Here is a 13,065-nt window from a genome sequence, read left to right as displayed (position 1 = left end):
TATATAAAAGAGTAACAGTGATCATATGCACTTATTCGGAAATAGAATGTGGTGTTTTTTTCTTTAAAATTTAATAGGCACATTCTAAAAATACAGGTTCCACAGCCCTATTCCAAATAGAATGATAAAGAGACAACAACCTATCAGCATCTGTTTGACCCAATGCAATTACCTCTTCTAAAGGAACCAGAAAATTTGTCTCATCTAAACCATCCGCATCACACTGTCTGCGATTTTTTAACCCCTTGCGCGAAATAGCAACAACTTGACGAGCTATTTCTAAAATTATGGTGTGACGAAAAGGTGTTCTTAATCCTTCTTTAGGAACGCGGTTACGCATATCCAAAACTTCTTCAAAACACCAATCTTTTGTTAAAGCCTCTGCTTCATTGAGTGCTTCACTATCATAAAGAATCCCAACCCAAAAAGCCGACAACGCACAAATATGCTGCCAAGAACCACAATCAGCACCTCTCATTTCTAAAAATCGTTTTAAGCGTACTTCGGGAAACAAAGTTGATAGATGATTAATCCAATCTCCCATATTGGGTATTGAATTTGCAACTTTCCCCCTTAATGCTCCCTTCATAAATTGACGAAAAGTTATATGTGTACAATCATAATAACGACCATCACGCACAACAAAATACATTGGTACATCAAGCGCCCATTCAACGTAATCTGCAAAACCAAAACGTTCAGAAAATACAAAGGGAAGAACTCCGGACCTCTGATTATCAGTATCGCACCAAATTTCAGAGCGCCAAGATAAAAAACCGTTCGGACTCCCCTCTGTAAAAGGTGAACTCGCAAATAATGCTGTTGCAATGGATTGTAACTTCATTGACACTTGCATTTTTCGCCGCATATCACTTTCAGAAGAAAAATCGAGGTTAACCTGAACGGTTGATGTGCGATACATCATATCAAGACCGCTTGTGCCAACTTTCGGCATATAATCGGTCATAATTTGATAACGTGACTTAGGCATCCGCGGAGTTTCAGCTAATGTCCACTTTGGGCTAGCACCCATACCGAGAAAACCAATACCCAATGGCTCTGAAATTTTCTTGAGAAGCGTTAAATGCTCCATCACCTCGCAATAAGTATGACCAACTGTCTCCAACGGTGCACCAGATAATTCAAATTGCCCCCCAGGTTCTAAAGAGATAGCACCTTGATTAACCGATCCTACGAGTCCGATAATATTGCCTTCATCTAAAATGGGGGTCCATCCTAAAGCTTCTTGCATTCCTTCTAGAAGTGCACGAATCCCCTTTGTGCCATTATAGGGAACAGGACGGAAACCATCTCTATAGAATGGAAATTTTTCATGTTCTGTACCAATACGCCAATCATTTTCTGCTTTACACCCCCCCTGGAAATAACTAACCAGGGAATCTAAGTTATAAATTTCACTTTCATCAGTTATATCAAGCGCCATAACTTATTCTATCCTATCATGAGTTCTATCATTTTAAATGAGCTGATGAGAATGATTTTACAAACTTCTCAATGAATTGACCAATCCCCCACGCTAGCATTAAGAAGAGCCAAAGCAGCAACAGCAGCAGTATCAGCACGTAAAATACGTGGTCCTAAAGATATCGGAATTACAAAAGGATGTTTTTTTAACAAGTTCCGCTCTTCTTCACTAAACCCACCTTCTGGTCCAATGAGGACACCAAACGTTGTAATCGCTTCGTACTTTTTTAAAAGATATAATGGATTATGTGATTTGTGTGCTTCATCACAAAAGAACAAAGGGCATGTCTCATCCCAACCTGCTAAAAATTCTGTTAACAAAACAGGAGAGACACATTTAGGCAAAGATAAAATGCCACACTGTTCAGAAGCTTCAATGACATTCGCTTCCATACGCGCCATATTGATACGTGTAACTTGTGTATGATGCGTTATAACAGGTTGCAAAATAGATACCCCCATTTCAACAGCTTTCTGAACCATATAATCCAAACGTGCATTTTTGAGTGGAGCAAAGCAGTAAATGCAATTCGAATGCGTCGTTTGTAATCTTTCTTGATGGATAAGCTGAACCACAACACTTTTTTTCTTAATAGCGATCAGTTTAGCAAGCCACTCGCCATCCTGTCCATTGAAAAGTAAAATTTCGGCTCCTTCTTTCATCCGCAAAACATGGATAAGATAAGAAGCTTGCGCCCCCTCTATCTTTATTTCTTCATTCAAAATAAGTGGCTGACGAATAAATAATCTTTTCAGTTTATAATTTATACGCATTAAAAATTGTGCCAAATCTAACTATAATGATCGAGAAAAGATGTATAACAAAAAGAAAAAAATATATCTATAGAACTATCACATATAAAGAATTATAGAGTTTTTTAGCTTTATGAGATAAGAGTGGGAACAAATGGGATACTCATTGATTCTACTCTCTACAATACAATTGTATCAAAATACACTATTTACCCTTGCATTCAGTCATTGATTGCATAGACGGAGGAAAGATATGTCTGCTAAAAAAGCAACAATTATTACTATCACTTCCCTTTTTGCTTTTATTCTCATTACTGTGGGAATTGGCTCTGTTGGAGCAGATGGGAAGCATACAGTCACCAAAGATGGTTATGGAATTTCTGCTGAGATTCAAGCTGAGACTCAATAAGCAATGGCTCGTTTACCCTTAATTTTTATAAAAAGATGATGTTTTTTAGCCTTATTCTAAAGTTCTTGCCAATACAAAATGAAAAATAGCGATCAATCTGTATCGATATCTTTTTTTACCCAAAAATTATCACCTTCCTGTCCTTTAGAGCGAAAAGAAAAAGTAAAGGGTCGCATGAGACTGTTTGCAAGGCATTGGATATCTCTACAAAGAGTCTCTGAGCTGTGGCTTTTTTGCAATTGTGCTTGCAATGTAAATCCATTCTGTTGATCTTGCATAATAGCAGAAGAAATCATTCCCCACACGGACAAATTCCAATCTGCAGTATGCATCAGTGATTCTGTTATCCTTATTGTACCATTTAAAAAATGTGTTTGAATATTCCAGAAATCAAAAGTTGTTGCAAGAACATCGCTCTTTGTTAAAAGAAATTGTTCCTTTTCTGAAAGCCTTGTCTGTAAATCATTCAAATCATATCCTAATAATCGACCAGAAGACAGTTTCAGTGTTAATTCACCCTGCATTTTCGCAAAAATTTCTGACCAAGAATTAGCAAGTGTTTGTACCGTCGTGGTAAAGTCTGCTTTGCTTTGTACAAATGGTGTCATTCCCAGTGCTTCTGAAGCCGTTTGTGTATCAATGGAAGTCCCTGAAGCATGTCCTTTAATCCGCATGTTTTTATTATCTGATGCAATTTCAATACTGCTTTGAAGAGATCCACCAAAAACGTTTGCATGTCCAAGATCAAAAATGCCATGTCCTTTTCTTATTTGCATAGCAGCAGCTAAATTCGTAAGCGCAATATTTCCTACTTTTGCTTGTGGCGAAGAAAGCCGAAGATCCACTCCGATACGATCAAAAATTGTCGTATCAAGAAATGCGTCCTGCTCTTTAATTGAAAAAAATATTGATCCAAAAATGTTAAAGTCTAGATTATCAAATGCTAAAGATCCAATAACAATTGGTACATCGTCCTGAAAATCAACTTCTAAAGCGCCACGCGCATTTGCTGTCCCCATTGTAAATGTAACATTATTCATTTTGATGTGCATTGGCTGCGCTAAAAAATGAGACTCCCATACAATCGGTGTTTTTAATCCATATCCCCAAAAATGATTGCCTCCAATCCATACCAATGTCTGGTTCCACCCTGGAGAACGCATCGATACTTTCCCATCAAAAATATAATATTTAGATAACCGTGCCTGCCCTATAAAAGTTATACCACCACGTAGAGAATTGAGACTTGCCTTAACTTTGCTTTTCCCTCCTGCTAAGAGCAATAATGCTTGATCGGCATCAATTGATAGTTTTGTAAACTCTCCACGCCAACGCGCATCTGCGTGAAACTGTACTTTCTGCGTCGATTCGGGCCAATCTAAAGTTGCATTTAACCCCGTTATTTTTTCTGATACATCGGAAATACTATCATGATAAACGAATGTGCCATTTTCAATCACAATCCGTCCAAAAGGTTGCTTTAAAAGATGCTCTATATCTGGATGATCAGGATTATGCTTCAGTATTTCACGGGCATTACGTATCGCTAATCCTAATGCACCTTGTGACCGCGAAAATCTATCAAAAAAATCCACGACTGTTTTAATAGGCTTTTCCATAACAAATTGGGGACGCACAATCCGCGTCTCTGAAAAGGAAACATGTCCCCAAAGAAGATCTACCAAGGAAAGATCAACTTCTATTGATTCAGCTTCCATCAACGGTGCAACATCATTCATTTTTGATGTTAGGGTAACGCCAGAAAGAAATGCTTTAGGATAAGGAAAAAGATTCAACCGTGGAGGATCACGTAATTGCACATTATAACCCGTCCACGCACTCAAATCTTGTGCCAAACGAACGCGAATCGTATCAGTTGACACAAGGTAAGGTAAAACGAGAATACCAACTCCAAACAGAAAAATAATTGCAACAAAAAAACTGATTAAAAATTTTATTATTCTGGCGCGCACAATATTCCTCTATATTTTCGCCCCTAATAACAGATTAAAAACAAACATAAATGATCATTAAAAAATTCTTATCATTCTAAAATCCGTTATATCTTATTTAAATAATTTTATTATTGTTGTTTTTATCCAAAGTTTATTGGAACATCAATATTGCTGCTTTCTAATAAAACAATTATCTTTAAAACTTTCAAAAATTATAAAATACGTAATATGATCGAATTGTTTTTATCGCTCTCATATGAATATTGCTATTAAACACTATTGTATTGGCCGCAAATGCTTTACAAAAGAATAAACAGCTCTCTACTGAAAGGATCTCTCTCAATGAATAATATTATCGATGGAAAAAAGCTTGCTGAAGAGATTATTGTAAAAGTGAAGGCTGAAACAGAAAAACTCCGCAACAATTATAATATACAACCTGGTATTGCTGTTGTCATTGTCGGAGATGACCCTGCAAGTCAAGTGTATGTTGCATCGAAAAGTAAAAAAGCCGAAGAATGTGGTTTTTTTTCCATTAAACATATGGTTTCAAAAGAAACGCAAGAACAAGAACTCCTCCAACACATTGCTGCATTAAATTCTGACCCTAAAATCCACGGCATTTTAGTGCAACTTCCCTTACCACCTCATATTAATACAAACCGCATAACACAAGCCGTTGCATTCCAAAAAGATGTTGATGGCTTTCATTATATCAATGTAGGAAAACTTGCGGCTAATGACCTTGAAGATGCTATCATTCCCTGTACACCAGCTGGTGCCATGATGATGATTGAACAACAATGTGGACAAGATTTATCTGGTCTTGATGCCGTTGTTATTGGACGCTCTAATATTGTTGGAAAACCTATGGCCTCCCTTTTAACAGCAGCCAATGCTACTGTGACAATTGCTCATAGCCGTACCCGTGATCTTGATGATGTATGTCGTAGTGCCGATATTTTAGTCGCAGCTGTAGGTCGCCCACAAATGGTTAAAAAAGATTGGGTTAAAAATGGTGCGATTATTATTGATGTTGGCATTAATCGCATTGCAGCTCCAGAAAAAGGTGAAAACAAGACGCGCCTTGTTGGTGATGTCGATTTTGAAGAAGTAAAAGGCAAAGCTTCCGCAATAACCCCTGTTCCAGGAGGAGTTGGACCTATGACAATTGCCATGCTCATGGTTAATACACTTAAGGCTGCCGCTCGAGCTCATAATCTTCCTGTACCAAAATTCTAAAACATTTGCTGCCTTTATTACTATACAAATATCATTTTACTCACGCCATAAGGACAGATGCCCCTTGATCTGCACGATTAACTGATTGGCGAAAAAGATGAAAAAGCTCACGCCCAACACCATATTCATTTTTTGAAAGGTCAGGAGAAATAATTGTTCGTGCATTAAATTTTGATAGATCTTCCAAAATAGTTAATTTACCCACATGCGCATCAAGACAAACAATATCACCATCTTGCAAACGCGCAATGGGACCGTTATCCAAAGCTTCTGGTGTTACATGAATTGCAGCAGGAATTTTTCCTGATGCACCTGACATACGTCCATCTGTTACCAATGCGACCTTTTGACCTCGATCTTGTAAAAGACCTAAAATTGTCGTTAATTTATGAAGCTCTGGCATACCATTTGCTTTTGGTCCTTGATAGCGAATAACAGCGATAAAGTCTTTGTCATTTAATGCTCCAGATTTAAAAGTCTCTTGTAGTCTCTCTTGATCATTAAAAACGAAGACGGGTGCTTCAATTCGCCAATGCTCAGATTTAACAGAAGATACTTTAATAATAGCTGTGCCCAAATCTCCCGATAAAACGCGAATACCTCCATTAGCTTGAAACGGTTTTTTCCATCCCACTAATACCTTATCGTTACCACTTTCATTGCAAGCAGGTTCACGCACCACACTACCATCAGCACCAAGCTTTGCTTCAATTGCATAAGCATTGAGATCTTTACCAAAAACTGTACGAACATCCTCATGCACTAACCCTGCCTCAATGAGTTCTCGAATAATAAATCCCATCCCACCAGCAGCATGGAAATGATTTATATCAGCCAAACCATTAGGATAAATTCGCACTAAAAGAGGTACCACTGACGAAATTTCTGCAATATCATGCCATGTTAATTGAATACCGCAAGCAGCAGCCATAGCAATTAAATGAATCGCATGATTGGTAGATCCTCCTGTCGCATTTAACCCTACAATAGCATTTACGAAGGAACGCTCATCGACTATCATGCCAAGTGGTTTATAATCCTCGCCAAGCGCTGTCATTTCAAGTACACGCTTCGTAGCTTCCCGTGTTAAAGCATCACGCAATGGTGTATTGGCATTGATGAAAGAGCTTCCCGGCATATGAATCCCCATCATCTCCAGTATCGCCTGATTTGAGTTAGCTGTCCCATAAAATGTGCATGTTCCAGGTCCATGATAAGAGCGGGATTCTGATTCTAGCAATGTTTGACGATCTATCTTATTTTCTGCATAAAGCTGGCGTATCTTTGCTTTTTCATCATTGCCTTGACCACTTGTCATGGGACCTGCTGGGACAAAAATTCCTGGTAAATGACCAAATGTTAGCGCTCCGATCACTAAACCGGGCACAATCTTATCGCACACTCCAAGATATAGTGCAGCGTCAAACATATCGTGCGATAAACTTATAGCCGTCGCCATTGCAATGACATCACGTGAAAAAAGAGAAAGCTCCATCCCCGTATTTCCTTGTGTTATACCATCACACATCGCAGGAACACCACCTGCAACTTGTGCTACACCACCAAACATACGAGCAGCCTCTTTAATTAAGTGAGGAAAAGATTCAAAAGGTTGATGTGCCGAAAGCATATCATTATACGCAGTAATAATACCAATATTGCCAACAATATTATGCTTCAAACGCTCTTTGTCTCTTTGACCACAAGCCGCAAAACCGTGCGCTTGATTGGCACATCCCAAAAAACTTCTCTTGGGACGCTTTTCTTGCACCCGAGCAATACGATCTAAATAAATATCTCGCGTTGGAAGAGAACGTTCATAAATTCTTCGTGTAACGGTAGCAATTGTTTTGGAAAATGCCATCTTTCTTTCCCCCTTTCATTTATGCTTCTCACTTTTAACGCAGAGATTGCGTATCACCTACATTTGTATCATGTTTCCGCTTCACTTATTTCATTTTCACTCGGAGACCAATAAACCTGAACAAGGTGATGTGCATTGCGTAAAACCGCGCGAATTGGCATTTCCATTTCAGAGCCCTCTTGACAAACGACTTCAAAACAATCGCGTTTCTGCAAGCCTTCAAAATGGAGAAGTATGCAACGAGATTGCATGATGACTGGCAAAGTCAGTGTAAGTCTTGGCTCCTGAGCACTTTTTGCATGAAGTGGTAAAACAAGTGCCTGAGTGTGAAGATCAAGCGCTTGCCTCAAACGATCTGCATCAGAAAAAAAGGACGCTGTATGCCCATCATTTCCCATTCCTAAAACAACAACATCAAAGGGTTTAGGCAAAGTATTAATACGACTAGCTGCCGAAAAAGCAGCAAGTTCAACAGTAATTGCTTTATGATAAAGTCCTACAAAATGTGCTTTAGACGCAAAGTTTTGTAATAAATGACAGCGTACCATGTGTTCATTTGAACGCTCATCATGCGTGGGAACAAAGCGTTCATCGACTAACGTGATGATAATATTTTGCCAATCAATATCAGCTTTTGATAAATAATGAAAAAATAATTCCGGTGTCTTACCACCAGAGACTGCTAAAATCGCGCGCTTTCTCTCAAGAACAGCAACACTAAGCTCTGCTGCAACACGATCAGCCAATGCTAACGCTAAATCCGTGGGTGTTTCAAAATTTAAACGATCAATATTCATTCCATACACACTTTTGCTCTAAACTAAATTGTTCCATATACGCCCATCACGTTCCATCAAAAATGTTGAAGCAGATGGCCCCCATGAACCAGCTTTATATCCATGAATCGGCTGCTTTATTGCTTGCCATCCCTCAAGAATAGGATCAATCCAACGCCAAGCCGCCTCAACTTCATCACGACGCATAAACAGAGTTTGATCTCCACGTATCACATCCATTAAGAGGCGTTCATATGCATCAGGATTCCGTTGAGAAAACGCAGATGCAAAACACATATCCAATGGAATATGACGAAATCGCATGCCACCGGGACCTGGATCCTTAATCATCAACCATTGCTTGACCCCCTCATCAGGCTGGAGACGAATAACAAGCCGGTTAGAAAAAATCTCATCTGAACTCGATTCAAAAATATTATGAGGAATGGGTTTAAAAACTATAACAATTTCAGACATCCGCGTGGACATGCGCTTACCTGTTCGTAAATAAAAAGGTGTATCCGCCCAACGCCAATTATTAATCCGAACCTTAAGCGCTACAAATGTTTCGCTCTCACTTACTGTTTTTCCCAAATCCTCACAATAAGATCTTACAGAGACACCATTTAAGAGACCAGAACGATATTGCCCCCGTACAGTATATTTCCCTACATTATGCACATCAAGAGGCATTAAAGAATGCAAAACTTTCAGTTTTTCATCACGTACAGCATTTGCCCTATTGGTAAAGGGTATTTCCATAGCAACCAAACAAAGCAGTTGTAGCATATGGTTTTGTACCATATCGCGTAGCGCACCTGTACTTTCGTAATATTCTGCACGCCCTTCCAATCCTAACGATTCAGCAACCGTTATCTGAACATGATCAATATAATTGGAATTCCATAACGGTTCATAAAGTGTATTCACAAACCGCAAAGCCATTAAATTTTGCACTGTTTCCTTGCCAAGATAATGATCAATACGAAAAATTTGCTCTTCATCAAATGCTCTTGCAAAAATATCATTGAGTTCAGCTGCTGTTTTTGCATCATGACCAATAGGTTTTTCAATGATAATCCGTGTTTGCTGCGTTACTAAATCATTTTGCCCTAATCTCATCGCGATATCACCAAAAAGTGGCGAACCAACCGCTAAATAAAAGGCCCGAATATCAACAGAATCTTTTGATAGAACAAGAGTAAGATCTTTCCACCCCTGATTTGATGTAATATCAACAGAAACATAGGTTAAACGTGCAAGAAAACGGTCCACTTCAATTTGGTTGAGATCTTTTGGTTGAACATGTTTCTCTAGGGAAGCACGAACAAAATTTTGATACTCTTCACGACTTAATGAAGAGCGTGAAACCCCAATAATACGCGTTGGGTCACTCAATTGCCCAACACACTGACAATGGTAAAGAGCAGGTATAAGTTTGCGTGATGCTAAATCGCCATTGCCGCCAAAAACAATACAGTCAAAGGGAGAGACTGGAATAATTTTACTCACCATGAACTTGTCTCTCTTCCCTGTTCATTATAACAGTTTTTAAAATTTATAGAAATTCCAATCATTAAAACAGATAGATATTAAATAAGCTCTTAATTTTTGTTATTTCAAACAGTGCTTAGTTAAAAATGATCCATCAAAGAAAACCAGTGCATTGCCAAAAATACCAGCGGATAACGTAAAATTTTTCCACCTGGAAAAGGTGAAATCTTTAAGTCTTGAAAAGATGCAAAACGCTCACGTTTCCCTGTTAACCATTCAGAATATAATTTTCCTATAAAAGGAGCAAGCATAACCCCATGCCCCGAATAACCACCACAATAAGTGATCCCGGGGGAAAGTTGACGAACATAAGGCATACGTTCAACCGTGATAGCAACCGTCGCCCCCCAATGATGGGTTAGATTTAGAGAGTGTAAATGAGGATAAATTTCAAAAATCTGCCGTCTTATACGTTCATCTAAATTTGCAGGATATTGATTATCGTAACTTTCTACCCCACCGAATAATAAGCGATTATCCGTAGTTTTGCGAAAATAGCGGACCATAAAACGAGAATCATCTACCGATTCGCCCCCCTGAAGAATCGGGCGCTCTTTTGATAAAGGTTCTGTTGCTCCAATATAAGAACGAAGAGAAAAAATATTTTTCTCAACAAAATGTTGAAGTCCAAGTTTATACGCATTCGTTGCTAATAAAACATGCTCAGTCCTTATATTCCCCCGTTCTGTTGTCACGCTATAATGGCTACCATTGCGCTCTATCGCAGTTACTTGTGTCTTCTCATAAAGTGTAGCTCCAGCATTTTTGGCGTTTTGGCCAACCCAATAACGAGCTTTAAGGGATTGATATGACCCGTCTCCGCATCATAGATACCACCATGATAAAAAGAAGAACCAAGCCGTTTCACTGTTTCATCTCTGTCCATAAAAGTGAGACCGGAATAGCCATAACGCTGCATCGCTTCAATATGCCGTTGATAAGATGCTAATTCGCGTTTTTTATGGGTAACAGAAAGATGCCCTGCCATAAAATCACACTGACAATCAGGCATCGCACACCAAGATAAAACGTCTCTTTTGGCTTCTTCAGCTAAATCAAACAATGTCTTGCTTCGCGCAAAACCATATTTCTTCTCTAATGATTCTACCCATTGTCTTAGTCCTGTTCCCAACTGCCCGCCATTGCGCCCTGAAGCACCATCACCAAACCGTGAAGCTTCAAACAAAACAACATGCACTCCAGCCTTAGCCAAATGATAAGCCGCTGAAAGTCCAGTAAACCCACCTCCGATAATAACCACATCACACTGTATCTGGTCGCTAAAAAACGGATAAGAGGGGCGCTCGTCTAAAGTATCCTCATACCAAGAAATTCCTGGAGAAATCGGATTATAATCAATCATCGTGATAAACCTCAAACATTAAGCAAGAGATATTCGCGCTCCCACGGACTGATGACTTCCATAAAAGTTTCAAACTCTTGTCGTTTGATTGCAGCATAGGTACTTACAAAAACATCTCCTAGAATGGCACGTATTGCCGTATCTTGTTCAAATAAATTAACCGCCTCAATGAGACCACGTGGTAATTCAATGCTATCAGCATTCACATTACTTGTTGTTGGCTCATCAGGTTCAAGCTTTTGCTGTAATCCAATAAGACCGCAAGCCAAAGAAGCTGCAAGAGCTAAATAAGGATTAGCATCTGATGAAGGAAGTCTATTCTCAACGCGCCGTCCCTGTGGAGCAGAGCGAGGAACACGAAAAGCTGTCGTACGATTATCATAGCCCCATCGCAAATTAACAGGCGCAGAAATATCAGGCATAAGACGCCGATAAGAATTCACATAAGGTGCAAGCATTACAAGCCCTCCCGCCATATGCCTTTGTAATCCACCAATAAAATGGCGAAAAAAAACACTTTCCTCTCCATCTTCTTGTGTAAAAATATTCATACCTGTCTTTTTATCAACAACCGATTGGTGAATATGCATAGCAGAACCTGGTTGCCCTTGAATAGGCTTAGCCATAAAAGTGGCATACATATCATGCTTAAGTGCTGCTTCACGAATTGTGCGTTTAAACATAAAAACTTGATCAGCTAATTCAATCGGATCACCGTGACGTAAATTAATTTCAAATTGACCAGCTCCTTCTTCATGAATGAGCGTGTCAATTTCCAACCCCTGCGCCTCTGAAAAATGATAAATATCATCTATAAACTCATCAAATTCATTGACACCCGCAATCGAATACCCCTGTCCCCCACCAATTGAACGTCCAGAACGACCAACGGGAGGAACTAAAGGATAGTCGGGATCAGGATTTTTCTGTACTAAATAAAACTCAATTTCTGGTGAAACAACCGGCTTTAAACCCATTTCCGTATAAAAACCAAGAACTGTTCGCAAAACATTTCGTGGTGTATAATCTACAACCTGCCCATTTTGATAGACAAGATCACAAATCACTTGTGCGGTAGGAGCCTCTTCCCATGGCACAATGCTCAACGTAGAAAGATCAGGCTCAAGACGCAGATCTCCATCTGTTTTAGGATATTCAAAACCATGACCATCTTCAGGATAATCTCCTGAAATTGTTGCCATAAAAACGGCTGAAGGCAATGCCAATGATGTTTCCGAGGTAAATTTTTTAGAAAGCATCATCTTGCCACGCGGTACACCTGCTTGATCAGGTGTAATACATTCAATATCTTCTACATTACGGGACGCAAGCCACTGCGAAACTTGATTCCAATTCTTGACACCACGTAAATTTTTGAGAAAACCAGAAACAGGTTTAGAACCCTTATTTTTTATTTGTTTACCATTTTTTACAGCCATAATACACCAACTCAAGAAAACATTTAAGCCTCACCCTTATGGTATTACCTCATATATGAACGTTACGAAAAAACTCTATCAACTCCACTTTTAAAGAATGACACAAATCCCATCAAAGTAAAAGAAACCTTGCGATTATTATAAGCTGCTTACCATATCAAATATAGTGCAAAAAAATTGGTACTGCACACGATACATCGGTGCTAACGTTCTCTTTAAAAACAC

The 13,065-nt window shown here is 39.0% G+C and carries 9 protein-coding genes and 1 pseudogene; 2 read left to right on the top strand and 8 right to left on the bottom strand.

The annotated features are described in order from the left end of the window. Window positions 1–70: 70 nt before the first annotated feature. Window positions 71–1,444, bottom strand: a complete 1,374-nt coding sequence (locus tag LNM86_RS01970) for a glutamate--cysteine ligase (protein ID WP_241438215.1) — start codon at window positions 1,442–1,444, stop codon at window positions 71–73. A gap of 68 nt (window positions 1,445–1,512) precedes the next feature. After that, on the bottom strand, window positions 1,513–2,259 hold the full coding sequence (locus LNM86_RS01965) for a 16S rRNA (uracil(1498)-N(3))-methyltransferase (RefSeq protein ID WP_241438214.1): 747 nt from the start codon (window positions 2,257–2,259) through the stop codon (window positions 1,513–1,515). Between the two features lie 232 nt (window positions 2,260–2,491). On the opposite strand from LNM86_RS01965, the gene LNM86_RS01960 reads away from it, so the two are divergent. Further along, complete coding sequence (locus LNM86_RS01960; protein ID WP_241438213.1) at window positions 2,492–2,647, top strand: hypothetical protein; 156 nt, start codon at window positions 2,492–2,494, stop codon at window positions 2,645–2,647. Between the two features lie 92 nt (window positions 2,648–2,739). On the opposite strand, the gene LNM86_RS01955 is transcribed toward LNM86_RS01960, so the two are convergent. Continuing rightward, window positions 2,740–4,620, bottom strand: coding sequence for an AsmA family protein (locus LNM86_RS01955; RefSeq protein WP_241438212.1), 1,881 nt, complete (start codon window positions 4,618–4,620; stop codon window positions 2,740–2,742). Window positions 4,621–4,944: 324 nt separating this feature from the next. Here LNM86_RS01955 and folD point away from each other — a divergent pair, with 324 nt between their 5' ends. Beyond that, window positions 4,945–5,844: a bifunctional methylenetetrahydrofolate dehydrogenase/methenyltetrahydrofolate cyclohydrolase FolD gene (folD, locus tag LNM86_RS01950; RefSeq protein ID WP_241438211.1), complete on the top strand. Its 900-nt coding sequence runs from the start codon at window positions 4,945–4,947 to the stop codon at window positions 5,842–5,844. Window positions 5,845–5,884: 40 nt separating this feature from the next. Here folD and edd read toward each other — a convergent pair whose 3' ends face one another. The 5 genes and pseudogenes from edd to LNM86_RS01925 all read right to left on the bottom strand — a co-directional run bounded on the left by edd (window position 5,885) and on the right by LNM86_RS01925 (window position 12,840). After that, window positions 5,885–7,708 carry a phosphogluconate dehydratase gene (gene edd / locus LNM86_RS01945; RefSeq protein WP_241438210.1) on the bottom strand — a complete coding sequence of 608 codons (1,824 nt, stop codon included), beginning with the start codon at window positions 7,706–7,708 and terminating at the stop codon, window positions 5,885–5,887. A 68-nt stretch (window positions 7,709–7,776) separates the two neighbouring features. Further along, the gene (gene pgl, locus LNM86_RS01940; RefSeq protein WP_241438209.1) at window positions 7,777–8,514 is read right to left on the bottom strand and encodes a 6-phosphogluconolactonase; all 738 of its coding nucleotides are present in this window, start codon (window positions 8,512–8,514) and stop codon (window positions 7,777–7,779) included. Between the two features lie 9 nt (window positions 8,515–8,523). Then, window positions 8,524–9,999: a glucose-6-phosphate dehydrogenase gene (gene zwf / locus LNM86_RS01935; RefSeq protein WP_241438208.1), complete on the bottom strand. Its 1,476-nt coding sequence runs from the start codon at window positions 9,997–9,999 to the stop codon at window positions 8,524–8,526. 119 nt (window positions 10,000–10,118) lie between these two features. After that, window positions 10,119–11,401, bottom strand: a pseudogene (locus tag LNM86_RS01930) (NAD(P)/FAD-dependent oxidoreductase). Window positions 11,402–11,412: 11 nt separating this feature from the next. Beyond that, entirely contained in the window at window positions 11,413–12,840 is a 1,428-nt protein-coding gene (locus LNM86_RS01925; protein WP_241438207.1) for a glutamine synthetase family protein, read from the bottom strand. Window positions 12,841–13,065: the final 225 nt, after the last annotated feature.

This window comes from Bartonella machadoae (genome assembly GCF_022559585.1).
Lineage (GTDB): Bacteria > Pseudomonadota > Alphaproteobacteria > Rhizobiales > Rhizobiaceae > Bartonella > Bartonella machadoae.
This window is presented reverse-complemented; position numbering and strand designations above follow the sequence as displayed.

What these genes read in the sequence shown, in the direction of transcription:
- folD (WP_241438211.1), top strand. Translation starts at nt 4,945, where the DNA reads ATGAATAATATTATCGATGGAAAAAAGCTTGCTGAAGAGATTATTGTA.
- LNM86_RS01925 (WP_241438207.1), bottom strand. Translation starts at nt 12,840, where the DNA reads ATGGCTGTAAAAAATGGTAAACAAATAAAAAATAAGGGTTCTAAACCT.
- zwf (WP_241438208.1), bottom strand. Translation starts at nt 9,999, where the DNA reads ATGGTGAGTAAAATTATTCCAGTCTCTCCCTTTGACTGTATTGTTTTT.
- edd (WP_241438210.1), bottom strand. Translation starts at nt 7,708, where the DNA reads ATGGCATTTTCCAAAACAATTGCTACCGTTACACGAAGAATTTATGAA.
- LNM86_RS01960 (WP_241438213.1), top strand. Translation starts at nt 2,492, where the DNA reads ATGTCTGCTAAAAAAGCAACAATTATTACTATCACTTCCCTTTTTGCT.
- LNM86_RS01965 (WP_241438214.1), bottom strand. Translation starts at nt 2,259, where the DNA reads ATGCGTATAAATTATAAACTGAAAAGATTATTTATTCGTCAGCCACTT.
- LNM86_RS01970 (WP_241438215.1), bottom strand. Translation starts at nt 1,444, where the DNA reads ATGGCGCTTGATATAACTGATGAAAGTGAAATTTATAACTTAGATTCC.